Source organism: Sulfitobacter sp. M22 (genome assembly GCF_021736025.1).
Taxonomy (GTDB): domain Bacteria; phylum Pseudomonadota; class Alphaproteobacteria; order Rhodobacterales; family Rhodobacteraceae; genus Sulfitobacter; species Sulfitobacter litoralis.
In genome coordinates, this window is sequence record NZ_WMEC01000001.1 from 395,320 (window position 1) to 422,251 (window position 26,932).

The 26,932-nt window shown below is 59.3% G+C and carries 24 protein-coding genes; 20 read left to right on the plus strand and 4 right to left on the minus strand.

What is annotated here, in order from left to right:
- Window positions 1–187 precede the first annotated feature (187 nt).
- From mraZ to mraY, 7 genes are read left to right on the plus strand one after another with little or no spacing between them, the layout of a single operon-like run.
- Window positions 188–691, plus strand: coding sequence for a division/cell wall cluster transcriptional repressor MraZ (mraZ, locus tag GLP52_RS01980; RefSeq protein ID WP_093732519.1), 504 nt, complete (start codon window positions 188–190; stop codon window positions 689–691).
- A 5-nt stretch (window positions 692–696) separates the two neighbouring features.
- On the plus strand, window positions 697–1,689 hold the full coding sequence (gene rsmH, locus GLP52_RS01985; protein WP_237271430.1) for a 16S rRNA (cytosine(1402)-N(4))-methyltransferase RsmH: 993 nt from the start codon (window positions 697–699) through the stop codon (window positions 1,687–1,689).
- Window positions 1,686–2,039, plus strand: coding sequence for a cell division protein FtsL (gene ftsL / locus GLP52_RS01990; RefSeq protein ID WP_005854161.1), 354 nt, complete (start codon window positions 1,686–1,688; stop codon window positions 2,037–2,039). The genes rsmH and ftsL overlap by 4 nt, the downstream gene beginning before the upstream one ends.
- Window positions 2,036–3,823 carry a peptidoglycan D,D-transpeptidase FtsI family protein gene (locus GLP52_RS01995; RefSeq protein ID WP_093732521.1) on the plus strand — a complete coding sequence of 596 codons (1,788 nt, stop codon included), beginning with the start codon at window positions 2,036–2,038 and terminating at the stop codon, window positions 3,821–3,823. Before ftsL ends, GLP52_RS01995 begins: the two co-directional genes overlap by 4 nt.
- A gap of 16 nt (window positions 3,824–3,839) precedes the next feature.
- Entirely contained in the window at window positions 3,840–5,321 is a 1,482-nt protein-coding gene (locus GLP52_RS02000) for a UDP-N-acetylmuramoyl-L-alanyl-D-glutamate--2,6-diaminopimelate ligase (protein WP_237271431.1), read from the plus strand.
- Window positions 5,318–6,754 (plus strand): UDP-N-acetylmuramoyl-tripeptide--D-alanyl-D-alanine ligase, encoded by a 1,437-nt coding sequence (locus GLP52_RS02005; protein ID WP_237271432.1) that lies wholly within the window; start codon window positions 5,318–5,320, stop codon window positions 6,752–6,754. The genes GLP52_RS02000 and GLP52_RS02005 overlap by 4 nt, the downstream gene beginning before the upstream one ends.
- A 31-nt stretch (window positions 6,755–6,785) precedes the next feature.
- A complete protein-coding gene (gene mraY / locus GLP52_RS02010; RefSeq protein ID WP_093732524.1) occupies window positions 6,786–7,868 on the plus strand; it encodes a phospho-N-acetylmuramoyl-pentapeptide-transferase in 1,083 nt (360 codons plus the stop codon).
- A gap of 169 nt (window positions 7,869–8,037) precedes the next feature.
- On the opposite strand, the gene GLP52_RS02015 is transcribed toward mraY, so the two are convergent.
- The 3 genes from GLP52_RS02015 to GLP52_RS02025 form a co-directional block, all read right to left on the minus strand.
- Window positions 8,038–9,816 (minus strand): hypothetical protein, encoded by a 1,779-nt coding sequence (locus tag GLP52_RS02015; protein ID WP_237271433.1) that lies wholly within the window; start codon window positions 9,814–9,816, stop codon window positions 8,038–8,040.
- Between the two features lie 157 nt (window positions 9,817–9,973).
- Window positions 9,974–11,224 carry a hypothetical protein gene (locus GLP52_RS02020; RefSeq protein WP_237271434.1) on the minus strand — a complete coding sequence of 417 codons (1,251 nt, stop codon included), beginning with the start codon at window positions 11,222–11,224 and terminating at the stop codon, window positions 9,974–9,976.
- 691 nt (window positions 11,225–11,915) lie between these two features.
- On the minus strand, window positions 11,916–12,827 hold the full coding sequence (locus GLP52_RS02025) for a glutaminase (RefSeq protein WP_237271435.1): 912 nt from the start codon (window positions 12,825–12,827) through the stop codon (window positions 11,916–11,918).
- A gap of 46 nt (window positions 12,828–12,873) precedes the next feature.
- Between GLP52_RS02025 and murD the strand changes: the two genes are divergently transcribed.
- Window positions 12,874–14,277: a UDP-N-acetylmuramoyl-L-alanine--D-glutamate ligase gene (gene murD, locus GLP52_RS02030; RefSeq protein ID WP_237271436.1), complete on the plus strand. Its 1,404-nt coding sequence runs from the start codon at window positions 12,874–12,876 to the stop codon at window positions 14,275–14,277.
- Window positions 14,278–14,360: 83 nt separating this feature from the next.
- On the opposite strand, the gene GLP52_RS02035 is transcribed toward murD, so the two are convergent.
- On the minus strand, window positions 14,361–15,542 hold the full coding sequence (locus GLP52_RS02035; protein WP_237271437.1) for an NAD(P)/FAD-dependent oxidoreductase: 1,182 nt from the start codon (window positions 15,540–15,542) through the stop codon (window positions 14,361–14,363).
- Between the two features lie 113 nt (window positions 15,543–15,655).
- On the opposite strand from GLP52_RS02035, the gene GLP52_RS02040 reads away from it, so the two are divergent.
- The 12 genes from GLP52_RS02040 (at window position 15,656) to ftsZ (ending at window position 26,836) form a co-directional block, all read left to right on the plus strand.
- Window positions 15,656–16,183, plus strand: coding sequence for a redoxin domain-containing protein (locus GLP52_RS02040; protein ID WP_093732685.1), 528 nt, complete (start codon window positions 15,656–15,658; stop codon window positions 16,181–16,183).
- Window positions 16,184–16,294: 111 nt separating this feature from the next.
- Window positions 16,295–17,464, plus strand: coding sequence for a putative lipid II flippase FtsW (ftsW, locus tag GLP52_RS02045; RefSeq protein ID WP_093732684.1), 1,170 nt, complete (start codon window positions 16,295–16,297; stop codon window positions 17,462–17,464).
- A complete protein-coding gene (locus tag GLP52_RS02050; protein WP_237273344.1) occupies window positions 17,461–18,561 on the plus strand; it encodes a UDP-N-acetylglucosamine--N-acetylmuramyl-(pentapeptide) pyrophosphoryl-undecaprenol N-acetylglucosamine transferase in 1,101 nt (366 codons plus the stop codon). Before ftsW ends, GLP52_RS02050 begins: the two co-directional genes overlap by 4 nt.
- Entirely contained in the window at window positions 18,558–19,973 is a 1,416-nt protein-coding gene (gene murC, locus GLP52_RS02055; protein WP_138922968.1) for a UDP-N-acetylmuramate--L-alanine ligase, read from the plus strand. The genes GLP52_RS02050 and murC overlap by 4 nt, the downstream gene beginning before the upstream one ends.
- Before the next feature lie 32 nt (window positions 19,974–20,005).
- Complete coding sequence (locus GLP52_RS02060; RefSeq protein WP_093732681.1) at window positions 20,006–20,257, plus strand: DUF2484 family protein; 252 nt, start codon at window positions 20,006–20,008, stop codon at window positions 20,255–20,257.
- A complete protein-coding gene (locus GLP52_RS02065) occupies window positions 20,254–20,514 on the plus strand; it encodes a DUF2484 family protein (RefSeq protein ID WP_237271439.1) in 261 nt (86 codons plus the stop codon). The genes GLP52_RS02060 and GLP52_RS02065 overlap by 4 nt, the downstream gene beginning before the upstream one ends.
- Window positions 20,511–20,792 carry a hypothetical protein gene (locus tag GLP52_RS02070; RefSeq protein ID WP_237271440.1) on the plus strand — a complete coding sequence of 94 codons (282 nt, stop codon included), beginning with the start codon at window positions 20,511–20,513 and terminating at the stop codon, window positions 20,790–20,792. Before GLP52_RS02065 ends, GLP52_RS02070 begins: the two co-directional genes overlap by 4 nt.
- Window positions 20,793–20,866: 74 nt before the next feature.
- On the plus strand, window positions 20,867–21,790 hold the full coding sequence (gene murB / locus GLP52_RS02075; RefSeq protein WP_237273345.1) for a UDP-N-acetylmuramate dehydrogenase: 924 nt from the start codon (window positions 20,867–20,869) through the stop codon (window positions 21,788–21,790).
- Window positions 21,791–21,879: 89 nt separating this feature from the next.
- Window positions 21,880–22,800, plus strand: coding sequence for a D-alanine--D-alanine ligase (locus GLP52_RS02080; RefSeq protein ID WP_237271442.1), 921 nt, complete (start codon window positions 21,880–21,882; stop codon window positions 22,798–22,800).
- Window positions 22,788–23,675: a cell division protein FtsQ/DivIB gene (locus tag GLP52_RS02085; RefSeq protein WP_237271443.1), complete on the plus strand. Its 888-nt coding sequence runs from the start codon at window positions 22,788–22,790 to the stop codon at window positions 23,673–23,675. Before GLP52_RS02080 ends, GLP52_RS02085 begins: the two co-directional genes overlap by 13 nt.
- Before the next feature lie 4 nt (window positions 23,676–23,679).
- A complete protein-coding gene (ftsA, locus tag GLP52_RS02090) occupies window positions 23,680–25,014 on the plus strand; it encodes a cell division protein FtsA (RefSeq protein WP_093732675.1) in 1,335 nt (444 codons plus the stop codon).
- Between the two features lie 172 nt (window positions 25,015–25,186).
- The gene (gene ftsZ, locus GLP52_RS02095; RefSeq protein ID WP_237271444.1) at window positions 25,187–26,836 is read left to right on the plus strand and encodes a cell division protein FtsZ; all 1,650 of its coding nucleotides are present in this window, start codon (window positions 25,187–25,189) and stop codon (window positions 26,834–26,836) included.
- Window positions 26,837–26,932: the final 96 nt, after the last annotated feature.

Consider the following 26,932-nt stretch of genomic DNA (forward strand, 5'->3'; position numbering starts at 1 on the left):
TCAGACCAAGAGATCCGGCGCGCGAGCGAGCAGACATCCCCCCAGGTGGCGCGCGCAGTCGGACTTCCCCGCCAAGGCGGGACGGGCGGCGGGTTGATCAGTGGCAGCAGATCAACCCGCCGTTTCTACATCTACCGTCGGGGGCAAAAGTTTAAGGCGCATCAGCGTCACAGGCAGGGACACACACGTGAGCCGCAGGTTCAGAGGCGAAAGCCAACACAAGGTCGATACGAAGGGGCGGGTGTCTATCCCAGCCTCTTTTCGTCGTGTGTTGGAAGCCGGTGATCCGAATTGGCAGAACGGTGGCACGCCCGAGCTGGTAATCGTCTATGGCGACAGCCGCCGCAGCTATCTTGAATGCTATACCATGCAAGCCATCGACGAGGTCGATGACAAGATCGACGCCCTCCCACGTGGATCGATGCAGCGTAAGATGTTGCAGCGCCTGTTCCACGGTCAGTCCTTTCCGACCTCGGTCGATGAAACGGGCCGTTTGGTGCTGCCAGCGAAGCTGCGCAACAAAATTGATCTGGAAAACGAAGCATTCTTTATCGCCGCCGGTGATACCTTCCAGATCTGGAAGCCCGAAACCTACGAGACCGAAGAAAAGGCCCGCGAAGAGGAATGGCTGGACGAGCTGCCAGAAGACTTTGATCCGATGGCCTTCCTGGACGGCAAGCCGGAGGCTTGATCGATATGAGCGGACCCAGCGATACCCCTTCCGCCCCCCATACTCCGGTTCTGCTGCGCCCCTTGCTGGCGGCGGTGGCCCCTGTGTCGGGGCGTTGGCTGGATGGCACCTTCGGCGCGGGCGGCTATACCCGTGGACTGCTGGACGCAGGTGCTGCGCAGGTGGTGGCCGTGGACCGTGATCCGCTCGCGTTTGAAATGGCGCAGGCCTGGGCCGGTGACTATGGCGACCGGATCATCATGCAGCGCGGCGTGTTTTCCAAAATGGACGACTATGCACAGGATCTGGACGGGATCGTGCTGGATCTGGGCGTGTCCTCCATGCAGCTTGATCTGGCAGAACGCGGGTTCTCTTTCATGCGTGACGGGCCGCTTGATATGAGGATGAGCCAGGACGGCCCCCCTGCGGCGGATATCGTCAACGAGGCCGAGGAAGAGGTGATCGCCAATATCCTGTTCCAATACGGTGAAGAACGCGCCAGCCGTCGCATCGCCAAAGCGATCGTACGTGCCCGCGAAGAGGCCCCGATCACCACAACGCTGGCGCTTGCAGGGTTGGTCGAAAGCTGTTTGCCGCGCTCGAAACCCGGCCAGTCGCATCCTGCGACCCGCAGCTTTCAGGCGCTGCGCATTGCGGTGAACAATGAATATGGCGAGCTGTTCAACGGGTTGATGGCGGCGGAACGTGCGTTGAAACCCGGTGGCCAGCTGGCCGTCGTGACCTTCCACTCGGTCGAAGACCGTATGGTCAAACGCTTCCTGACAGCGCGTGCGGGGGCAGGGGGCAACGCCAACCGCTTTGCGCCCGAAATTGAAGCACCCGCGCCGCAGTTCAAGATCCTCAAGCGCAAGGCCATCGGGCCCGACGCGCAAGAGCTGGAAGAGAACCCGCGCAGCCGCTCGGCCAAGCTGCGCGTCGCAATTCGCACTGATGCGCCTGCGGGCAGCATCGATGCCAAGACACTCGGCATGCCTATGGTCAGGGGATTAACCGTATGAGAACCGTGCTTTACATCCTAACCACCTTTTCGGTGATCGGGCTGGCCTTCTGGGCCTACCGCGAGAATTACGCGACCCAGCAAGCCCTGAGTGATGCCGATGACCTGCGCTATGAAATCCGCGAAGCCTACAGCCGTCTGGCCGTGCTCAAGGCGGAATGGGCCTATCAGAACCGCCCCGACCGTCTGCGCGATCTGGCAGAGCTGAACTTTGACCGGCTGAATCTCTTGCCGCTGCATCCTGACCAGTTCGGATCTATCGATCAGGTGAGCTACCCGCCGCTGCCAGAACTGCCGCTGTTCGAGATCACCGACGGCGTTGACGTATCCTCGATGGAGGCTCCCGAATGATCCGCACCCCACTGCGCCCGCTGGCCCGTATTCTTGAAGCCCGTCAAAAGGGCGAAAACCCCGACGCGATCGAGCGCGAAAACAAGCGTATCCGCCACGAGCAGATGCGCGACGCCTCGCGGCAACGCGCCGAGGGGCGATTGCTGGTTCTGGGGGTCTTCTTCTTCTGCGCCTTCACCGTTGTGGGCGCGCGTATGGGGGTCATGGCGACCACCGACCCGACAGAGCCGCGCGCGGCGGCCCCCGGTTCCGTGATCTCGGCCACCCGCGCCGATATTGTGGATCGCAATGGCAATCTGCTGGCGACCAATTTTGAGACACATGCGCTTTATGCGCAGCCGCACCACATGATCGACCCGCAGGGGGCCGTGAAAAAGCTGATGGCCGTGTTTCCTGACCTGAACGAAGAACGCCTGCTGCGCGACTTTACCGGCAAGCGCAAGTTCTTGTGGATCAAGAAGAAAATCAGCCCTGAGCAGATGCAGGCCGTGCATGATATCGGCGAGCCGGGCTTGCTGTTCGCGCCGCGTGATATGCGCCTTTACCCCAATGGGTCGCTTGCCGCGCATATCATGGGCGGGGCCAGCTATGGCCGCGAGGGCGTTCATGCCGCCGAGGTGATCGGCGTCGCGGGAGCAGAGAAATACTTTGACGATTATCTGCGCGATCCGGCCAATGGCAACAAGCCGCTGGAACTGTCGATCGACATGACCGTACAGGCCGCGTCCGAGCGTATTCTTTATGGCGGCATGAAGCTGATGAACGCCAAGGGGGCGACCTCGGTCCTGATGGATGTGCACACGGGCGAGGTGATCAGCGCCGTATCATTGCCCTCTTTCGACCCCAACGACCGGCCTCATGCCGCCGTCACGGGCGATGCGTCCGACAGCCCGCTGTTCAACCGGTCGGTGCAAGGCGTCTACGAGCTGGGTTCTGTCTTCAAGATTTTCACCGCGGCACAGGCGATCGACCTTGGCATTGCCACGGCGGATACGGTGATCGACACCTCTGGCCCGATGAAGGTCGGCGGCTTCCGCATCGGCGAATTCCGCGGCAAGAACTATGGCAAGCAGACGGTGACGGGGATCATCGTGCACAGCTCCAACCGCGGGACAGGGCGGCTTGCGCTTGAGATCGGCGCGGAGCGTCAGCAGGAGTTCCTGAAAAACCTCGGTTTTTTTGAACCAACCGCGTTCGAGATCGTCGAAGCCTCTGGCGGCAAGCCTTTGCTGCCGCAGCGCTGGCAAGAGCTGAGCACCGTAACCGTCTCCTATGGCCACGGCCTGTCCTCCAGCCCGATGCATCTGGCGGCGGGCTATTCTGCCATCGCCAATGGCGGGCACAAGGTCACCCCGACGTTGCGCAAGCAGTCTGGCCCCGTGGTCGGCCCGCGTGTGATGTCTGAACGCGCGGCGGCGGATGCCCGCGCAATGCTGCGTGCCGTGGTGACCGAAGGCACGGCCAGCTTTGCCGAAGTGCCCGGCTACCAGATCGGCGGCAAGACCGGTACGGCGGATAAACCCGGCCCCCGGGGTGGCTATCTTGAGGATACGGTCATCGCGACCTTTGCCAGTATGTTCCCGGCGCATGACCCCAAATACGTGCTGATCGTCACGCTGGACGAACCTGTCGAGACCTCGGGCGACAAACCGCGCCGCACCGCCGGTTGGACAGCCGTGCCCGTGGCTGCGGAAATGGTCCGTCGCGTCGCCCCCCTGCTGGGTCTGCGACCAACTGTTGAACCGGACAGCCTCGCTGATATAACGCTCTCCAGCAGCAACTAATATAAAGAGCGTCCCTATGGGCACACAGGCCGTCCCGTTATCCTCCCTTGGTCTGACCGCGAAAGGGGGGGGCAACCCGCCCGTTACAGGTATCAGTGTCGACAGCCGTCAGGTCCAGCCCGGCACCCTGTTCGCCGCCATACCCGGCAGCAAGGTCCACGGGGCCGAGTTTATCCAATATGCACTTCGCATGGGCGCGGTGGCCGTGCTGACCGACGCCGCAGGGGCCGCGCTGGCCGCTGACGCGCTGGCACAGGCCAAGGTGGCGGTTGTTGTCACTGATGCCCCCCGCGAGGCGCTGTCGCGCGCGGCAGCCCTATGGTTCGGTGCACAGCCCGAGGTTATGATCGCCGTCACGGGCACCAATGGGAAAACCTCTGTCAGCACCTTCGTGCGGCAAATCTGGATCGAAATGGGACTAGCCGCCGTCAACCTTGGCACCACCGGTGTAGAGGGCGCATGGGCAGCACCGCTGGCCCATACCACACCCGAACCGATCACCCTGCACCGCACTTTGGCAGAGGCCGCCTCCAACGGCATCACTCACGCCGCGATGGAGGCCTCGAGTCACGGGCTCGACCAGCGCAGGCTGGACGGTGTGACGCTCAAGGCGGCGGGGTTCACGAATTTCACCCAAGACCACCTGGACTATCACGAGACCTTCGACACCTATTTCGACGCCAAGGCCGGTCTGTTCTCGCGCGTGCTGCCGGAAGACGGTACCGCGGTGATCAATATCGACGATGCCAAAGGCGTGGATATGGTTGCCATCGCACGGGCTCGGGGGTGCGAGACAATCACGGTTGGGCGCGACGGTGGCGATTTGAACCTGTCGGGTCAGCGTTTTGATGCCACGGGGCAAGACCTGCGGTTTAGCTATCGCGGCAAGACCTATCAGAAACGGCTGAACCTCATTGGCGGATTTCAGGCCGACAACGTCTTGCTTGCAGCGGCGCTGGTGATCGCTTGCGGCGGCACCCCTGCGCATGTGTTTGATACATTGCCACATCTGACCACCGTGCGCGGCCGCATGCAGCTTGCCGCGACCCGCGATAATGGCGGGGCGGTATTTGTGGATTATGCCCACACCCCCGACGCCATCGCCACAGCACTTCAGGCGATGCGCCCGCATGTGATGGGGCGTCTGGTGGCGATCGTGGGGGCAGGCGGCGACCGTGACCGCGCCAAGCGTCCGCTGATGGGGCAAGCCGCTGCGTCCCATGCAGATATGGTGTTTGTGACCGATGACAATCCGCGCTCCGAAGATCCCGCAAGCATCCGTCATGCCGTGATGCAAGGTGCCCCCGACGCCACCGAAGTCGGCGACCGCGCCGAAGCGATTTTGCGCGGCATCGACGCGATTGGCGCAGGCGACGCGCTGCTGATCGCGGGCAAAGGACATGAAACCGGACAAACCATCGGGGATGATGTGCTCCCCTTTGATGATGTGGAACAAGCCAGTGTCGCTGTCGCGGCGCTGGATGGGAGACTGGCATGAGCTTATGGACAGCAAAAGAGGCTGAACGCGCCACAGGTGGCCGAGCCATCGGCGCATGGTCTTGCGACGGCGTGTCGATTGATACCCGCACCATTGCACCAGGCGATCTGTTTGTTGCGCTGAAGGATGTGCGCGACGGGCATGACTTTGTCGCCATGGCGCTGGACAAAGGGGCAGGGGCTGCATTGGTGACCCATGTGCCCGAGGGCGTGGCCGAAGATGCGCCGTTGCTGGTCGTCGATGATGTGCTCAAGGCGCTCGAGGCGCTTGGCGCAGCCGCGCGTGCCCGCACGCAGGCAAAGGTCGTCGCGGTGACAGGCAGCGTCGGCAAAACCTCGACCAAGGAAATGCTGCTCGCGATCTTTGCGGACCAAGGGCGCGCGCATGCCTCTGTCGACAGCTATAACAATCACTGGGGTGTGCCGCTGACGCTCGCGCGGATGCCTGCCGATACGGAATACGCCGTGATCGAGATCGGCATGAACCACCCCGGAGAAATCTCTCCGCTGGCACAAATGGCGAAGCCTGACGTTGCCATGATCACCACCGTCGCCGCCGTCCACCTGGAGGCATTTGCGAATGTCGCCGAGATCGCCGTGGAAAAAGCCGCGGTGTTCGACGGGCTGCAGCCGGGTGGCGTTGCCGTGATCAACGCCGATATCGAACATGCCGCGATCCTGATGGCCAAGGCCGTGGATCGTCGCCTGCGCGAGGTCGAATTCGGCGAACATGGCTATCAGTACAAACTGCTGGATGTGCAGGTGCAAGGCGATACCACGGTGGTGCGCGCCGACGCCGACGGCACACCGCTGCTGTTCAAGATCGGCACACCGGGACGGCATTTTGCGATGAACGCTTTGGGCGCTTTGGCCTGCGCGCAGGCGATGGGGGCTGATCTGGCTCTTGCTGCCGCGTCGCTGGGACGTTGGACCCCGTATAAAGGCCGCGGCGTGCGCGAAGTGATCCATCTGGATATTGTGGACACCCATCTGACGCTGAACCTCATTGACGATAGCTATAACGCGAACCCCACCTCGATGGCTGCCGCCCTAGAGGTGCTGGCCGCTGCCGACGTGACCCATGACATCGGACGGGTCAGCAAGGGCAGGCGTATTGCCTATCTGGGCGACATGAAAGAACTCGGTCCTGACGAGATCGCGCTACATGCCGGTCTGGCGCATCTGGAGGCGACTAAAACGCTGGATGTGGTCCACTGCGTCGGTCCGCTGATGAAGTCCTTGTACGATTTGCTGCCCGCGCATCAACGCGGGGAATGGGCCGAAACCGCAGCCGAGCTGTTGCCGGGGCTGTCGGGGCATCTGGACAGTGGCGATGTTGTGCTCGCTAAAGGGTCCTTGTCCATGAAACTAGGGCTGATCGTTGACGCGATCCGCAAAATGGGCCATCCGGTCCCGAATGAACGACGGGGCTGAGCCCACTAGATTTTGAGTTAGGACGCGTACGATGCTCTATTGGTTGACCCTCCTGTCGGATGGCGGCGATTTCTTTAACCTTTTCCGCTATATCACCTTCCGTGCCGGTGGGGCCTTTCTGACCGCGCTGATTTTCGGCTTTCTGTTCGGCAAACCGTTGATCGCGGTGCTGCGCAAACGGCAGGGCAAAGGGCAACCAATCCGTGATGACGGCCCAGAAGGGCATTTCGTCAAGGCGGGCACGCCGACCATGGGCGGATTGCTGATTGTCGGCGCGTTGCTGACCTCGACGCTGCTTTGGGCGCGGCTGGACAACCCGTTCGTCTGGATGGTGCTGCTGGTCACGATGGCCTTTGCCGCCATCGGTTTCGCTGATGATTACGCCAAGGTCAGCAAGCAAACGACCGCAGGTGTTTCGAGCCGGATGCGCCTGTTGCTGGGCTTTATCATCGCGGGCAGTGCGGCCTATTGGGCGGCGCAGTTCCACCCCGAAGAGCTGCAAAACCAGCTGGCCCTTCCCGTATTCAAAAACACGCTGATCAACCTTGGTTATCTTTTCGTGCCCTTCTCGATCATCGTGATCGTAGGCGCGGCGAATGCGGTGAACCTGACCGACGGGCTTGACGGGCTGGCCATCATGCCGGTGATGATTGCCGCAGGGGCGCTTGGCGTGATTGCCTATGCCGTGGGGCGCGTCGATTTCACCGAGTATCTGGACGTGCACTATGTACCGGGCACAGGCGAGATATTGGTGTTTACCGCCGGTATCTTTGGCGGGGGTCTGGGGTTCTTATGGTACAACGCGCCCCCCGCTGCGGTCTTCATGGGCGACACCGGTTCATTGGCCCTCGGCGGGGCCTTGGGGGCCATTGCGGTCGCCACGAAACACGAACTGGTGCTGGCGATTGTCGGCGGTCTGTTCGTGGTCGAAGCCCTGTCGGTGATCATTCAGGTTCTGTATTTCAAGCGCACGGGCAAACGCGTTTTCCTGATGGCACCAATCCATCACCACTACGAGAAAAAGGGCTGGGCCGAGCCGCAGATCGTCATCCGCTTTTGGATCATTTCGTTGATCCTGGCGATGATCGGTCTGGCGACGCTCAAGGTTCGCTAAGCCGATATCGGAATTGATGAAAACAGGAAGGCGCGCTGCAGAAATGTGGCGCGTTTTGCTTTTGGAGGAAGGGGGGCCAGCCCCCCCCAGCCGTTCTGGTTCGTGTGGTCGATGTTGACCATCTTCCCCCCGGTAGAGGCGGGGGGAAGGAAACTGCTATTGGAGCGACTTAATCCTTCAGCCATTTATTATAAAATGCAGTTGCTTCATTTTGATAATAGCGATGAACGTGTTGCGCATCCTTCTTTTCCTCGGCCTTAGAAAGCTCAACCCGTTGAGCATAATAGCGACCATTTTCTGACAAGCGCTGCATAATGTGTTTGGGCACATCCTCTCTCGTAGATCGCAATTTCTGTATGTAGACGCCGGTCATCACATAGGGTCTGCGCTTATCCGACGTTCCGTAAGTATCGACCTGAGCCAACCATAAGGCCTCTGGAAGCAGCTTACCCCAGTGTTTGTCGAGAATAGTATTCACCACGCTCTCGGCTTCAAACGGCAGGACCGGGAAAAGAGTTCCGATATATGCGCGTGCATTACCAAATGTGAAACGTGCCGCAAGCTCGTGCCAGGAAACACACGCATTGTTTATAACAATCGGTGTTCCGTTTCCAGCAAGAGAGGTTGGCATCGGAATGTAATTATTGTCGAACATTGCCATTGCCGCCGATGACTTAACTCTATCCAAAGGTTCTTTGTGAACTGGTTCAAAATCATCTCTTCCAGACCAGTCTGCGTAGTCCTTTATGGCGCTACCAACATAGAGATCAGCTTTGGCAACCGGATCGTCCCAATCGACGCCATCAAGTGAATGAAAATAACTAAACTGCATTACTCTTAAAAGATTGTTATCGTCTGTCCGTCCTATACCGATTGCGATGTCTACTATCAGACGGCGGTCCAAACCTTCACTATCAGTGAACTCATAAGTCCAGCGCCAGCCGTCAGCATCGCCACAGTGTGTCGCAAACAACAGCAGGTCATATGGAAAGTGATCGACCATATCTGAAATGGAGCTGACTTCCGCGCCTTCTCCACGATATCCACGAACGAAAACCCGTTTCTTTGGCAAAACCTTGGTGGCAGCATCAATCTCAGGCGCCGGAGTTTTCTCAGGGTCCACCAAAACTGCTACATTTACACCTCTGCTGTCGCTCTGTTCGGCCGCAAATCCATTCATCACAGAAACGCCGCAATCGGGGTAGTTGAAAATGTGTGTTGAAGGGTGGGAAGGAAATCCTATGCCAAATGGAAGTTTCTTAGTAAAAAATGTTAAAGACGCTCCGTTGGGAAATTTGACACCGCCACATAGGTTAAAAAGGTCAGTTTGAAGGTTTAGGCGCTGTTTCCCGTTTTCGGAGGAATAGAGCTGCTCAAGGATCGGCTCCGCCACCTCAGTATCTACCTCCGGGATAATCGTGAGTGAGGCTCCAAGGGAATATGCATAGTTCGAGGCGATTATTTCCGATATTTTATCACCAGCTTCACACACGACGTGATGCTTGCTATGCCCGATGATCGTAGCCGTTGCAGGACCATTGTCTTCAAATTCGATAAGGCGCCCTTCGTAAAGCGCTTTAAGCAGGCCAACCCCAATGTTTTCCCGCCCCCATTTAAGGCGTTCATTATTGAGGATGTCTGTCGAGGCAAGACTGTCAACGTCTGCATGATCACGCACCTGAACAATGCCATTTGGCAGTTTATCCGACATAGCTGCAACCTGATCATCCGAAAGACCGGATAAGATTACGTCGTTTGCTTTGATCCGAGCCAGAGCATTGTTTCGACGCGCTATCTCGGCCTGGGCATCTGGCCTCTTCAACCTCGGTCCGTCCATAACCGACAGATAATGAAATCGTTTAGCAACGGCCGAGGTCAGTCGAGCCGCCAAATATGCATCATCTGAGATGATAGCGGTGTTCATCAATTTTGGCGCGCGAAGTGTCATGGCTGGCTGGTTTCCTAGTTTCGTATTATTTTATCGACTATCTTGGCTGGTTTGCGTCGACCCAGAAGAGCATTATAATAGATAAAATATTGGCTCTTTCAGATGTCACACATCGGGCAACACAATGAATTTGCTGGAGTTAAGGTAAACGATATACTTACGAGAACGACAGCACATCGCGAATATACACCAACCCCTTAGCTGTCCCTATTTTCATTGCAGGCGTTTGACGCTCGGCCTTAGGCTTCCCGCCTTCAGCCGACTCCAGGAGCATATAGTTGTAGTAAAATCTAAAAATTGTGGCGACCTTTTCAATCATTCGCGGATCATAGAAGGCGTTCACATACCAAGTTGTTTCGCCAGAAGTTGGCCGCGCGCCTCGATCAAACGCTTTAATACGCCTGCGCACCAGAGCAAAATACTTGTCAACTGGTGCCATGGATGATCTTGAAAGAAGGATGGCGAGATCACCAAAAGAAAGATCCCCGCGATCCGTCAAAAGTCGGATGATTTGCTCAGGCTCTTCTTTCCTGTGGTATTTCCAGTCATAGCCATTGCTTGAGAGATCTTGTCCTCTTTGGCCTGAATAGACTGCTCCATACTTTGCAAGTAGTCGAGCGGCTACGAGGCGAGTCATGTCCGTTTCGAGACCATAAGCTGATCCGGCAATATCCATAAGTTTTTGATGAGCAGAAACATCTAACTGCCTTACCGCTTCTCCTTCATTGGTCAGAGTCACTCGCCTCCTGTTTCCCAATCCCTTTGTGAAACGGACATCGGCAACATGTGCCTTTCCAGCCATAACGTCGTTGGCAAATAGCATATTGGCAATATGTGCGAGGCCGCTGTCGCCATCCACGCAAAGAAGCAACTGCCGATAGTCGGAGCCAATCAACTTTTTTACCATCATAATATGGGCAGCTTGGAAAATGTCGCCGCGAACCCGCGAACCTTCCCCTGGTAGGTCAAAGGTATTGCCCGAAAGAGCTTTTTCTCCCTTGGTAAGCAGGTTGTTCACACCGCGCAAAACTGAATCTCGATATTCACCATAAGCCCAAACTCTTCCGTGAAGTCGCCAGGCCCTTGGAAGATCGAAATCATCGACTTGATACATCTCACGCTCGATATCGACAGCATCTGTTCCAGGATCAAAATCGGTTGTCGCAGCGATTACATAACCAGTTTGTTTGTCCACAGTGACGGCGTGGTGGACCGGGACGTTCAAAACTCGATGAGCATGACGCCAGTTGGCCAGAATGGTCTGGACATCAAAGGCAACAACCCTGTTTCGACCGGCAAACCCTTTTCGCAGGTTTCGATCTTTGCGTGCAGAGAAGTCCCTGCATTGATGATACAGGAAATCAATGCGCCTATAAAGACGATCGGCAGGGACCCCAGAAATCTCCATAATGCGCCTGAGCGGCACATTGTTGACCAGAAGCCGAAGGATCTCGCCGGTTTCCTTTGTTTCACGATGTCGTCGCTTTGGCGACCCAATCGAAAAGGTCTTTTTACAAGACTTGCACTGAAAGCGCGGGTCGCCTTTCGGAGTTTTCCCGTGCACTCGATAGGCTGAAGGCATGAGACTTTGAGGAACGCCATGTGAAAGACAAGCCTCATTCGGGTATCGTTCCCTATCTGTTCCCCTATTCAGCGTCCTGAGGCGTGCGTATTCTTCTACCAATGCAGTATTGGATTTGAGTCGAGAACTCTTCCCGCACTCATTGCAGTAGTAGGATCGATTTTCGCTTGAACCTTTGATTTGCCCTCGCGCATGGCCCGCGTTCACTGAATGCAGAATCGGCGGCAATGTGAAGGAGGAACAGAGAGCGTTTCTGCATGCGTTCACGGAGAATCCACCCACGGTCCGTGGGGCGAGCTTCTGACTGATTGCTCCTCTCGAAGAATTCTTCGAGAGTTTCTCTGCGTATTTAAGGTCATTGGATTTTATAGCCATAAGGCATATCAATGCCTTATGGCCTCCCAGTGTCAACGTTAGATGTCAGCGAACCACATAAATCAGAACGGCTGGGCCAGCCCCCACGCGGCCCTTGGCCGCTTCCCACGGAGTTTATTTGGCAAAATGAAGCGGGGCGGGGTTAGAAGATCGACCAGCCCATTTCGCGGGCGAGCCGCGCCATGGCTTGGGTGCCCTTTTTCGAATTGCCATAGCGGTTGAGGCCCGGCGACCAGACCGCGATGCTGGCGCGACCGGGGACAATGGCGAGGATGCCACCGCCGACGCCGGATTTCGCTGGAAGCCCCACACGGTAGGCAAAGTCGCCCGACCCGTCATAGTGCCCACAGGTTAGCATCAGCGCGTTCAGCCGTCGAATGCGTGCCGGCAGAATCATGCGCGGCAGCTTGTCGGTTTCGATCAGGAACCGTCCGGCCATTGCCAGTTGCCGCGCGGACATATCAATAGCGCAGTGGTGGAAATAAGTGCCGAGCGTCTTTTCAGGTGCATTGTTCAGATTGCCGCAGGATGCCAGAAAATGCGCCAGCGCAAAGTTGCGGTGACCGTGAGCGGTTTCGGATGCCGCGACTTTTTCATTGATGTGGATGTCATCATCGCTGGCGGCTGCGCGCACGAACTGCAGGATCTCTGCCAGCGTCTCGCGCGGTTCGCGCCCCGTCAGCACCTCGTCAGTGGTGACAATCGCGCCGGCATTGATAAAGGGATTGCGCGGCCGGCCCTGCTCCGCCTCGAGCTGCACGATAGAGTTGAACGCCCGTCCCGACGGTTCGCGCCCCACGCGTTTCCACAATTGGTCGCCGGATCTGCCAAGGGCGATGGCGAGCGTGAAGATCTTAGTGATGGATTGCACCGAGAACGGTGTATCCACGTCTCCGGCGGTGAAGACTTCGCCATCCGCCGTGGTCACGACGATCGCAAATTGCGCGGGATCGACAGAAGCCAACTGCGGGATATAGGCTGCCACATCACCCCAGTCATCCGTGGCGCGCATGTCAGCGTTGAGCTGGGCTAAAATCTCTGGCAGATGGGGCATTAAGGGCTCCGAACGTTTCAGGGTCATCGCTAACAGGAGAGCAGGCATGATACCAGTTCAAGGTTTGACCGGCGCAAAAGTCGCCATTCTGGGGCTCGGGCGGTCGGGCTTGTCTGCGGCCCGCGCGCTGGCGGCAGGGGGGGCGGTGCCGGTTTGTTGGGACGATAACCCCGCAGCGCGTGGCGCGGCGCAAGCAGAAGGGTTCGATTGTGTTGACCTTGGCCAATCGGGTGCCTTTGACGATATCGCGCGGTTGATCGTCTCGCCCGGTATCCCGCATCTGTACCCCGCGCCCAACCCCGTCATCGTGGCCGCACAAGAGGCCGGCGTCGCGGTCGACAACGATATCGGGCTGTTCTTTCAAAGCTTTGCGACTTTGGCCTGGGACAACTTTGATGTCGTACCCAAGATCATTGCGATCACCGGATCGAACGGCAAATCAACCACATCGGCGTTGGTGCATCACATCCTCAAGCATGCAGGGCGACCGACACAGCTGGCCGGTAACATCGGACGCGGCGTGCTGGACATCGAACCCGCGATTGATGGCGAGGTCGTGGTGCTGGAATTGTCGAGCTACCAGACCGATTTGGCGCGTAACCTGACCCCGGATGTCGCCGTGTTCACGAACCTAAGCCCGGATCATCTGGACCGGCATGCCGGCATGGGCGGCTATTTCGCGGCCAAACGTCGGCTGTTTGCCGAAGGGGGTCCAGACCGCGCCGTCATCGGTGTGGACGAACCCGAAGGGCGTTTTCTTGCAGGACAGCTGAGCGAAGGAGCTGCCGACGACAGGGTGATCCGCGTTTCGGTTGATCGCAAGCTCACCGGGCTTGGCTGGCAGGTCTTTGCGCGCAAGGGCTTCTTGTCGGAGTATCGCAATGGCAAACAAGTGGCGTCGATCGATCTGCGCGGTGTAACCGGACTGCCCGGCGCGCATAACCACCAAAACGCCTGCGCCGCCTATGCCGCGTGCCGCACGCTGGGGTTCGCGCCCAAGATTATCGAGGCGGCGTTCCATTCGTTTGGCGGCCTGCCGCATCGCAGCCAGACCGTGGGCGAGGCGGGTGGTGTTCGCTTTGTCAACGACAGCAAGGCCACCAATGTGGACAGCGCCGTCAAGGCGCTGGCGGCGTTCCAGAATATACGTTGGATTTGCGGTGGGCTGGAGAAAGAGGGGGGCTTGGGCAGCTTGTCAGCGCCCATTGAGACCGTTCGCAAAGCCTATGTTATCGGGCGCGAGGCGGCGCAGTTCGCCATGAAGCTGGGCGTAGAGGCAGAGGTCTGCGGCACGATGGAGGTCGCAGTCGCGCGCGCTGTCGAAGAGGCAGAGGCGGGAGACGTCGTGTTGCTGGCCCCTGCGGCGGCAAGCTTTGATCAGTACGACAGTTTCGAACGACGCGGAGAGGACTTTGTCGCGCAGGTGCAAAAGCATCTGGCAGACGGGTAAGCGCGTCCTTGATGACGGGAAAGAGGGGGGCGCTGCCCCCGCCGCCTTTGGGGGCTCCCCCGGGATTTGGGGCCACTTGGAAATTACTGTTTCTGCGCGATATGGGCGGCGCAGGCCATCGCCGAGGACCATGCCCACTGGAAGTTATAGCCGCCCAGCCAACCGGTCACGTCGACGGCCTCGCCAATGAAGTAGAGACCGGGGCGTATTTTTGCCTCCATCGTTTTGGACGATAGAGCATCGGTGTCGATCCCGCCAAGGGTGACTTCGGCGGTGCGGTAGCCTTCGGTGCCCGAAGGGGTCATCGTCCAGTTCGACAGCGCGTCAATCAACGCGGTGAGCTTTGCGTCCGACCAATCTGCGAGGTTGCCGCCCAAATCCATGATGCCCGCAAGGTGATCGACCAGCCGCGCGGGCAGGTGATGGGCGAGTTCGGTCGTGAGGTTGCGGCGGCCATAGCTTTGGCGTTGCGCGCGCAGTTTGCTCAGCAGATCAATGTCGGGCAGCAGGTTGACCGTGATCGGTGCGCCTTCAGTCCAGTAGCTGGAGGCTTGAAGGATCGCAGGGCCGGAAAGGCCACGGTGGGTAAACAGCAAGGCTTCGTCAAACGCGGGGCCTTGGGCGGTCACACGCGCAGGCGTTGCGGTGCCGGATATCGGGGCAAAGCGTGCGTCGGTGAAAGTAAAGGGGACCAGCCCTGCGCGGGTGTCGGTCACGGGAATGCCCATCTGCGCCGCGATCTCGTAGGCGCGACCAGTCGCGCCCATCTTGGGAATAGATTTCCCGCCTGAAGCAACGACAAGATTGCGCGCGGTGATCGGCGTTGTGCCGTCGGGCGTGTGCAAGGTCATACTGTAGCCGGCATCCGTCGCGGCGATATCGGTTAGCGTGCTGAGCAACTGCAAATCCACACCAGCCTTTTGCATTAGTCCGCGCAGCATGGCGACGATCTCTTTGGCGGAGGTGTCGCAGAAGAGCTGGCCGAGGGTTTTCTCGTGCCATGCGATGCCATGCGCGTCGACCAGTTCGATGAAATCCCACTGGGTATAGCGTGCAAGGGCTGATTTAGCGAAATGGGGATTGGCGCAGATGAAGGCTTGGGGCGTGCAGTGCATATTGGTAAAGTTACAGCGCCCGCCGCCCGAGATGCGGATTTTCTCGCCCGGTGCTTTGGCATGGTCCACGACCAACACCGACCCGCCCGCGTGGGCCGCGCACATCATGCCTGCGGCCCCTGCGCCTAAAATGACCGTATCATATTGCATGGTCCCGCCTTTGCCTGAGCAGGGCAGGTCGGTCAAGTGGATGTGAGCGGGGTGGCAATCACGCGGATGAGCATTACCTCCGGCAGTAACGAAGCAATTACAGGAGAGACCCGATGAACGTACTAGACGCAGGCAACGCATTTCCGAAACTAACCGTGGCAGAGCTGCAGGGCGGGATGCTGACCCTTGGCACCCCACGGGGCGAATTTGACTGGCAATTGGTGGTCGTCTACCGCGGGCTGCACTGCCCGATCTGCAAAACCTATCTCAAGACGCTGGACGGGTTGGTCGCGGACTTTAACGAGGCTGGCGTAGACGTCGTGGCGGTGTCGGGCGACCCGAAAAATAAAGCGCGCGAGATGGCGCAAGAGCAAGACCTGTCCCTGACTGTGGGCTATGATTTGAGCATCGCGCAAATGCAGGATCTTGGGCTGTATGTCTCCGACCCGCGTAGCCCGCTCGAGACCGACCAGCCCTTCGCCGAGCCGGGCGTCTTTGTCGTCAACGCTGATGGCAATATCCAGATTCTCGATATCTCGAACGCGCCATTCGCAAGGCCTGACCTGGAAGGGCTGCTGAAGGGTATCAAGTTCGTGCGTGACAATGACTATCCGATCCGCGGCACACACGCGGGCGCATAGGCAGCTTTGCGCGGGGCTGGTTAAAACAGACTAGCCCCGCGTGACCTTTCGCGCTACACTGCAAGTTAGACCCCGAAAAGGGGCGGAACGAGGCAGTGTAAGGCAGGTCCCATGACAGAAATGGTCTATGGTGCGGTTCCCGTTCGGGATGGCGAACCGATTCTTCCAAAATGGTGGCGTACGATCGACAAATGGGCGATGTCTTGCATCCTCCTGTTGTTTGCCGTGGGCATGTTGCTAGGGCTGGCCGCGTCGCCGCCCTTGGCCGCGAAAAACGGGTTTGACTCGTTCCATTATGTACAGCGGCAGGCCGTCTTTGGCGTGCTGGCTGTGATCGCGATGGTGCTGACGTCAATGATGACACCGATTATGGTCCGTCGCTTGGCGATTGTCGGCTTTCTTCTTTCTTTTGTCGCGCTGGCCCTGCTGCCGTTCTTTGGAACGGATTTCGGCAAGGGTGCTGTGCGCTGGTATTCGATGGGTTTTGCGTCCTTCCAGCCGTCAGAATTCCTCAAGCCCGGCTTTGTGGTCGTCGCGGCGTGGATGATGGCGGCGGCGCTCGAGATCAACGGCCCTCCGGGCAAGACGTGGTCCTTTGCCTTGTGTATTTCTATCGTGTTGATGCTGGCGCTACAGCCCGACTTTGGGCAGGCGTGTCTGGTGCTGTTCGGCTGGGGCGTGATGTATTTTGTGGCAGGTGCCCCTTTGGTGCTGCTGGTCGGTATGGCTGGCCTCGTCGTACTGGCAGGCACTTTTGCCTATTCCAATTCAGAACACTTTGCCCGCCGGATTGACGGCTTCTTGTCGCCCGATATCGACCCGCGCACGCAGCTTGGCTATGCCACGGATGCGATCCGCGAAGGCGGTTTGTTCGGTGTTGGTGTGGGCGAGGGGCAGGTGAAATGGTCGCTGCCCGATGCGCATACCGATTTCATCATTGCCGTTGCGGCCGAAGAATACGGGCTGATCCTCGTGATGTGTGTTATCGCGCTTTATGCCGTGATCGTTGTGCGGTCGCTGCTGCGTCTGGTGCGCGAGCGGGATCCCTTTGTGCGTCTGGCAGGCACCGGACTGGCGTGTATGTTCGGCGTGCAGGCGATGATCAATATGGGCGTTGCCGTGCGGCTGCTGCCGGCCAAGGGTATGACATTGCCGTTTGTCAGCTATGGCGGGTCGTCGGTGATTGCATCGGGTATCGCCGTGGGCATGTTGCTGGCGTTTACACGGTCGCGGCCGCAGGGCCAGATTTCTGACCTACTTGGACGAGGTCGCGCCCGATGAGCGCCCCGCTGCTGGTGATCGCGGCGGGTGGCACGGGCGGGCATATGTTCCCCGCGCAGGCGCTGGCCGAAGTCATGTTGGCCCGCGGCTGGCGGGTAAAGCTGTCGACGGACGCGCGCGGTGCGCGCTACACAAGCGGCTTTCCCGACGCGGTCGAGATCCAGCAGGTCAACAGCGCAACTTTCGCGCGCGGCGGGCTCGTGGCCAAGGCGATTGCGCCGTTTCGAATTATGGGCGGTGTGATTGGCGGCGTCTTTGGGATGCTGCGCGATAAACCTGATGTGGTTGTCGGCTTTGGGGGCTATCCGTCGATCCCCGCTCTGGCCGCGGCATGGGTGCTGCGCAAACCACGCATGATCCATGAACAAAACGGCGTCTTGGGGCGGGTCAATAATCTGTTCGCCAAACGCGTCGATGCGGTGGCGTGCGGGACATGGCCGACCACGCTTCCCGACGGGGTAAGCGCGCAACATACTGGCAATCCGGTGCGTGCAACCGTGCTGGAACGGGCCGGTGCCGGTTATATCGCGCCCGGTGATTATCCGATGGAGCTGTTAGTGATGGGCGGCAGCCAGGGCGCGCGGATCCTCAGCGAGGTCATCCCCCCCGCCATCGCCGATCTGCCGCTGGATCTATTGCGCAATATCCGCGTGAGCCATCAGGCACGCGACGAAGACGGTGAACGCGTCGCGGCTTTCTATGCCGAAAATGGTATCAGCGCAGATGTGCAGCCGTTTTTCCACGATGTGCCGCGCCGCATGTCCGAAGCGCAGCTGGTGATCAGCCGCGCGGGCGCGTCCAGCGTCGCCGATATCTCTATTATCGGGCGGCCCTCTATCCTGATCCCCTATGCGGCTGCCACAGGCGATCACCAATCCGCGAATGCCCGCGGGCTTGTCGACGCCGGTGCCGCGATCATGGTGCCCGAAAACATGGCAAACCCCGACAGCCTGCGCGCCCAAATTGAAATGGTGCTGACCCACGCCGATGGCGCGTTGCAGATGTCACGCGCCGCCCTATCTGTCGCCAAACCAGACGCCGCAGAAGAACTCGCCCAGATGGTGGAAGCCCTGGCAACCGAAGGAAAGAAACGATGAACGCAGCCACGAAGCTTCCGACTGATGTGGGCCCGATCCATTTCGTAGGCATCGGCGGTATCGGCATGTCAGGCATTGCCGAAGTGTTGTTGAACCACGGCTATCGCGTGCAGGGGTCTGATCTGAAGTCGACCAAGATCACAGACCGTCTGGTGGATCTTGGCGCGACTGTTTTCGAGGGTCAGCAGGCCGCGAACATCGAAGGGGCCGCGGTTATTGTGATCTCTTCCGCGATCAAACCGGGCAACCCCGAACTTGATGCGGCACGGGTGGCAGGGCTGCCGATCGTGCGCCGCGCAGAGATGCTGGCAGAGCTGATGCGCTTGAAATCCAACATCGCCGTTGCCGGAACCCACGGCAAGACAACCACGACAACGATGGTGGCCGAACTGCTGGTCAAAGGTGGCATCGACCCGACTGTCGTGAATGGCGGGATCATCCACGCCTATGGCTCGAATGCACGTATGGGGCAGGGCGAATGGATGGTGGTCGAAGCGGATGAATCCGACGGCACCTTTAACCGTTTGCCGGCGACCATTGCGATCGTGACCAACATCGACCCTGAACATATGGAGCATTGGGGCGACTTTGATACCCTGCGCAAAGGGTTTCTGGACTTCGTATCAAACATTCCGTTCTACGGGCTGGCGGTTTGCTGCATTGACCACCCCGAAGTGCAAGCGCTGGTGGGCAAGATCACCGACCGCCGCGTGATGACCTATGGCTTTAACACGCAAGCCGATGTGCGCGCGATCAACCTCCACTACAAGGCGGGCGTGGCGCATTTCGATATCGTGTTTCAGGCCGAAGGGATCACAATCAAGGATTGTAGCTTGCCCATGCCGGGGGATCACAACGTATCCAACGCAATGGCGGCGGTTGCCGTGTCCAGACACCTTGGCATGAAAGCCGAAGAAATCCGTGCCGCACTGGCGGGCTTTGGCGGTGTGAACCGGCGCTTTACCAAAGTGGGCGAAGTCGACGGTGTGACAATTATCGATGACTACGGTCACCACCCGGTTGAAATCACCGCTGTGCTAAAGGCTGCGCGCCAGGCCACCGAAGGGCGCGTCATCGCCGTGCACCAGCCACACCGCTACAGCCGCTTGCACCACCATTTTGAAGAATTCTGTGCCTGCTTTAACGATGCCGATGTGGTTGGCATCGCCGAGGTCTATGCCGCAGGCGAAGACCCCATTGAAGGGGCAGGGCGCGACGATCTGGTTGCAGGGCTGATCCGTCACGGCCACCGCGATGCCCGCGCCGTCCAAAGCGAGGAAGATCTAGCGCGGCTTGTGCGCGAGAAGGCAGGTCCGGGGGATATGGTTGTTTGCCTCGGGGCGGGCACCATCAGCACATGGGCCAACGCCTTGCCTGACGCGCTGGCTGCGTTAAAGAAGGAAGCCGTGTAAATGGCACCGACCCCTGTATATGGGGGCCGGTTATGACCTTGCTTTGGGCTTGCATCCTGTGGGTTTTTTGCTCGGCCACGGTGGCGACGCTGCCGATGCGTCTTCAATATATTCCCGGTATCTTACTGCTGATTGCCGCACCTGTGCTGATCGTTCTGATCGGCCTTCAGGAGGGCTGGCTGTTCACCTTGCTCGCACTTGCTGCCTTTGTGTCCATGTTCCGCAATCCCTTGCGCTTTTTGCTGGCCAAGCTGCGCGGACAAAACCCCGAGGTACCCAAATGAGTATATCCCTGGTTCTTGCCTGTTTCTGGGCCGTCGTCGCGAATGTGCTGGCGATGACGCCCAGTTCTGACCAGCACTGGCGCAGCGCCTATGTGCTGATTGCCGTGGGTATCCCCGTACTGGGCTATGTCACGGTGCAGCACGGCCCTTGGGTCGGAATGCTGGTACTTGCGGCGGGCTGTTCGGTGCTGCGCTGGCCCGTGATCTATCTGATGCGTTGGCTGCGCGGTGCTGCTGTGCGGGATGCCGCAGAATGAATCTGACGTTGGTCATTCTTATCAGCATTCTCGTTGTTTGGATGCTGGCCTCTGGTTGGTGTGGGCTGGCGCGGCGCTATGGCGGCTTTGTGCTGGTCTTGCTGACTGGATTGGCGCTGAACTGGGCGTGGATGATCTGGGGCTTAAGCGCAAAACCATTCGAGCGACCGGTGTTCATGGCCCAAGCCGCGGCCACAGGATATGCGGTCTGCGCGTTCCTTGTCGGCTGGGTGGCCGGTCGCCTGACACGGGCCCTGCGTGCAAACCGCCTTGATTGACGCGCCAGCGGTCCACCTGCCTTTTGGCCGCGTGGAAAATTGACCTCCCCGCCAAAGAAAGCTACGCGAAGCCCATGACAGATATTTCCTTTCCCGATATGCGCGGCAAGCTGACGCAAAACCGTCCCTTGGCTGATCTGACGTGGCTGCGTGTGGGCGGCCCTGCCGATTATTTCTACCAGCCTGCGGATGCGGATGATCTGGCGGCGTTCCTGAAGGCGTTGCCGCGCGATGTGGTTGTCATGCCAATGGGCGTCGGGTCGAATGTGATCGTGCGCGACGGCGGCTTGCGCGCTGTGGTGATCCGATTGGGGCGTGGGTTCAACACCATCAGCTGCGAGGATGGTACCGTCACCGCGGGCGCAGCCGCGCTGGACGCCCATGTCGCGCGCAAGGCGGCGGACGCGGGGCTTGATCTGACGTTTCTGCGCACAATCCCAGGGAGCATTGGCGGTGCGGTGCGGATGAACGCGGGCTGCTATGGCACCTATACCGCTGATTATTTCGTCAGCGCAGAGGCGATCACCCGCGACGGCGAACAGGTCACGCTTGGGCCTGATGACTTGAAATTTGCCTATCGCCAGTCCGCGTTGCCTGACGGATGTGTCATCACCTCGGCCACGTTTGCGCCGCCCCAGGGCGATGCCGATGCGCTACATGCGCGGATGGAAGAGCAGCTGCGCAAACGCGACGAAACCCAACCCACCAAGGATCGCAGCGCAGGATCGACCTTTCGCAATCCGGCAGGATTCTCCAGCACGGGGCAGGCCGACGACCGCCACGATCTAAAAGCGTGGAAGGTGATTGATGATGCAGGGTTGCGCGGTGCCACCTTGGGCGGTGCGCAGATGAGCCCGAAACATCCCAACTTCTTGATCAATACCGGGTCCGCGACGGCGGCCGACCTCGAGGCATTAGGCGAGTTGGTGCGAAAAAAGGTTTACGATTCCAGCGGGATTACGCTAGAGTGGGAAATTATGCGGATCGGCGAAAAATAATCGTTCGAGCGTCGTGATTTAGGGTCCGTAAGTGACCCGACACAGAATAAATAAGGGTCGCAACAGGCCCATTTAAAAAGGCAGATTGAGTGGGATTGTCGAGCAGGACACCCCCGAGAGTTGCAGTATTGTTGGGTGGCCCCTCCGCTGAGCGCGAGGTGTCTCTTTCAACAGGGCGCGCGTGCGCAGCGGCTTTGCGGGACCGGAGTTTCGAAGTCATCGAGGTCGATTGCGGCCCCGATCTTTGTGCTGACTTGGTCGCGGCCAAGCCTGATGTTGTTCTGAACTGTCTGCACGGTCGCTGGGGCGAAGACGGTTGCGTTCAGGGGATCCTTGAATGGATGGGGCTGCCTTACACGCACTCCGGCGTGCTGGCCTCTGCACTGGCGATGGACAAGCAGCGCAGCAAAGAAGTCTTCCGTGCCGCAGGCCTGCCCGTTGTTGAAAGCGTGATCGTTCCGGCCTCTACCGTGCGCGGGTCGCATGTGATGGAGCCGCCCTACGTTGTGAAGCCGAACAACGAAGGCTCGTCCGTTGGCGTTTATCTGGTCGAGGTCGAAAACAACGGCCCGCCGCAGTTGGACGACGCCATGCCCGCCGAGGTGATGGTCGAGAAATTTGTCGCAGGCCGCGAGTTGACCACCACCGTGATGGGGCAGCGGGCGCTCACCGTGACCGATATCCAGACCACCGGCTGGTATGATTACGACGCGAAATACAAAGCCGGCGGATCAACCCATGTGGTGCCGGCCGACATCCCGCACGGGATTTTCGAACTTTGCATGGATTACGCCCTGCGCGCGCATAACGCGCTTGGCTGTCGTGGTGTCAGCCGCACAGATTTTCGCTGGGATGAAAGCAGGGGCGCTGCGGGGTTGTTCCTGCTCGAGACCAACACACAACCCGGCATGACGCCAACGTCGCTGTCGCCCGAACAGGCGCAGTCGGTTGGCATTTCCTTTGGCGAGCTTTGCGCCTGGATGATCGAGGACGCGTCATGCAATCGTTGATCAAACGCGTCAAACCCGCCAAGCTGGCCAAGGCAGATCCCGCACCGTCCCGTTGGGCGTGGCGGATGCAGCGCTTGATGCTGACGCCGACCTTTCGTTTCGGGTTACGATTTGGCGTGCCGTTTTGTCTCGCGTTGACGGCGGGCACCATCTACCTGTCGGACGAGGCGCGGCGCGGCCAACTCGCCGATATCTATGCCAACGCCCGCACCAGCATCCAGCAACGCCCCGAATTCATGGTCAAGCTGATGGCGATTGATGGTGTCGAAGGCGTTTTGGCCGCTGACGTGCGCGCTGCTGTGCCTGTCGAATTTCCAACCAGTTCTTTCGATCTTGATCTGCCTGCATTGCGGCAGGCGATCACCGATCTTCCAGGCGTCAAGCAGGCATCGCTGCGGGTGAAACCGGGCGGCGTGTTGCAGGTGTCGGTACAGCCACGGGTGCCGGTCGCTGTTTGGCGCAGTCAGGACGGGCTGCTGCTGATCGACGCCGAGGGCAGCCCCATCGGCCAGCTTGTATCGCGCGCTGACCGCACGGATCTGCCCCTTGTGGTGGGCGAGGCGGCGAACATACGCGTGAGCGAAGCGCTTGAATTAATCCGCGCGGCGGCTCCGTTGGGGGAGAGGCTGCGCGGTTTGGTACGCATGGGGGAGCGCCGTTGGGACGTCGTTCTTGACCGTGAGCAGCGCATCCTTCTGCCCGAAACACAGGCCGTTCAGGCGCTGGAACGGGTGATCGCGCTGGAAGGCGCGGAAGAGGTGCTAAGCCGCGATGTGGCGCGGGTAGATATGCGGTTGGCGCAACGGCCGACCGTGCAAATGAACAAAGAAGCCACACAAGAATTGTGGCGCATCAGGCAGATTTCGGGACAGTGAAAACATGATGGACCTATACGATAGTCAGCGATCCATGCGCCACATGCGTAAGCTTGCGATGCAACGCGGCGTGGTGGCTATTCTGGATGTGGGCAGTTCTAAGATTGCCTGCCTTGTCTTGCGTTTCGACGGGACGGGCCGCATGTCCGAAGAGGGCGAGATCGGGTCGCTTGCCGGGCAGTCGGGCTTTCGGGTAATCGGGGCCGCTACCACACGGTCGCGCGGGGTCCGCTTTGGCGAGATTTGCGCCATGCAGGAAACAGAACGCGCTGTGCGCACCGCGCTGCAGGCGGCTCAGAAAATGGCGAACATCCGCGTGGATCACGTGATTGCCTGTTTCTCGGGTGCCGAGCCGCGCAGCTATGGTCTGGACGCCACGCTTGAACTTGAAGGGCAGGTCGTATCGGAGCAGGACGTCGCGCAGGTTCTGGCCAATTGCGATGTCCCGGAATACGGCGAAGGCCGCGAGGTCTTGCACGCGCAGCCCGTGAACTTTGCGCTGGATAACCGGTCGGGTCTGTCCGATCCGCGCGGACAATTGGGCAATTCGCTGTCGGTCGATATGCATATGCTGACCGTCGATGCCGCTGCAGTTCAACACCTTGCCCATTGCATCAAACGGTGCGACCTTGAACTGGCGGGCATCGCGTCCTCTGGCTATGTGTCGGGGATCTCATCGCTGGTCGAAGACGAACAAGAACTGGGGGCGGCCTGCATTGATTTGGGCGGCGGATCGACCTCTGTGTCGATCTTCATCCGCAAGCACATGATTTTTGCCGATAGCGTCCGTATGGGCGGCGACCACATCACCTCTGATATCTCTATGGGATTGCAGGTGCCGACGGCCAACGCCGAGCGGATCAAGACGTTCTATGGTGGGGTGCATGCGACAGGCATGGATGACCGCGAGATGATCGATATCGGTGGGGATACCGGTGACTATGAACACGACCGCCGTACCGTCAGCCGCGCAGAGCTGATCGGCATTATGCGCCCGCGTGTCGAAGAAATTCTCGAAGAGGTCCGCGCCCGTCTGGATGCGGCGGGATTTGATCACCTCCCAAGCCAGCAGATCGTGCTGACGGGTGGGGGAAGTCAAATTCCGGGCCTTGATGGGCTGGCCAGCAAGATCTTGGGCCAGCAGGTCCGTTTGGGCCGCCCGTTGCGCGTCCACGGCCTGCCACAGGCTGCAACCGGACCCGGTTTCGCCTCTGCCGTGGGGTTGGCATTATTCGCCGCGCACCCGCAGGACGAGTGGTGGGATTTCGACATTCCTGCCGACCGGTATCCGGCCCGATCGTTGAAGCGCGCTGTCAAGTGGTTCCGCGACAACTGGTAACCCCCAGATGCGGTGCGCGCGTCGAAATCATGAGAAAACCGGCAAAAAAACGCCCATATAATGTGTCAAAACCGTGTTTTCTAGGTGACGCAAGGGCGTTATCCCTATACAACAAGGGGAATTGCACAAAAAATGCTCCGTAAGCGAGCTAAACAATACAGGCGGACGGCTCATGACCCTCAATCTTTCAATGCCCGGACAGGGCGACCTGAAACCCCGCATCACAGTGTTTGGTGTTGGCGGGGCAGGCGGCAACGCCGTGAACAACATGATCGAAAAAGAACTCGATGGTGTTGATTTCGTGGTTGCCAACACGGACGCGCAAGCGTTGCAACAAGCCAAGGCAGAGAACCGCGTTCAGCTGGGCATCAAAGTAACCGAAGGTCTGGGTGCTGGCGCACGGGCGTCGGTCGGTGCTGCTGCTGCGGAAGAAAGCATTGAACAGATTGTGGATCACCTGGCCGGCGCTCACATGTGCTTTATCACGGCAGGTATGGGCGGGGGCACCGGGACAGGTGCTGCGCCAATCATCGCCCAAGCCGCACGCGAGCTGGGTGTCCTGACCGTAGGCGTCGTGACCAAGCCGTTTCAGTTCGAAGGCATCAAGCGGATGCGCCAAGCCGAGGATGGCATCGAGGCGCTGCAAAAAGTTGTCGACACACTGATCATCATTCCCAACCAGAACCTGTTCCGTCTGGCGAATGAAAAAACCACCTTTACCGAAGCCTTCTCGCTTGCCGATGACGTGCTGTATCAAGGCGTCAAAGGCGTGACAGATCTGATGGTCCGTCCCGGCTTGATCAACCTCGACTTTGCTGACGTTCGCGCCGTGATGGACGAAATGGGCAAGGCGATGATGGGTACCGGCGAGGCCGAGGGCGAAGATCGCGCCATCCAGGCTGCCGAGAAGGCCATCGCGAACCCTCTGCTGGACGAAATCAGCCTGCGCGGTGCCAAGGGCGTTCTGATCAACATCACCGGCGGCCACGACCTGACCTTGTTCGAACTGGACGAGGCGGCGAACCGTATCCGCGAAGAAGTCGACCCAGACGCCAACATCATCGTCGGGTCCACGCTCGACACCGAACTGGGTGGCGTTATGCGCGTGAGCGTTGTTGCGACAGGTATCGATGCGGTTGACGTGAACACAGAAATGCCTGTGCCACGCCGTTCGATGTCGCAGCCGTTGCCTGCTAAATCGCTTGAGGTTGAACAAGCCCCAGCCGCCGAGGCACCTGCACCTGTTGCTGCCCAAGCGGAATACGAAGAAGAGCCGCAGCAGCAGTTGTTCCAGGAAGATCAGTCGTCCCAGCACGGTGGTTTCTCTGACAACCGCTATGACGACAACGCGTCCAACGCCGATGATCTTCCACCCCCTGCTTACCGTCCCGAGGTTGCGTCTTTTCAGCCGCGCCACGAAGAGGTGAATGTCGACACGCAACAGCAAGAAGCATTTGTCGCGCCACGCGCGTCTGCACCGGGCACCCCATCGCCCGAAGCTTTGGCCCGCCTGCGCGCGGCCGCTCAGAAAGCGTCGCCAACCCAACAGCAACAACCGCAACGCCAGCCTCAGGCACAGCCCCAGCAGCAGCGTCAGCAACCCGCCGCGGCAGATCAGGGCGAGAAGCGTTTCGGGATCAATTCGTTGATCAACCGCATGACCGGCCACGGCGAGGCGGAAACCCAACAGCAGCGCCCCGCACGCCAGCAGCCGCCGGTCCAGACCCGCGCGTCCTCCGCCGCGCCACAGCCGCGCGATCTGCAAGATGAAGATCAAGAGCGGATCGAGATCCCCGCGTTCCTGCGTCGTCAGGCGAACTAAGAAACGGCAAGACGTCCTCGTATGCGTCTAAAAGGCCACCCTTCGGGGTGGTCTTTTTTGTTAGCGGTACAACTTCGGGTGTGCTGCGATGCAGAA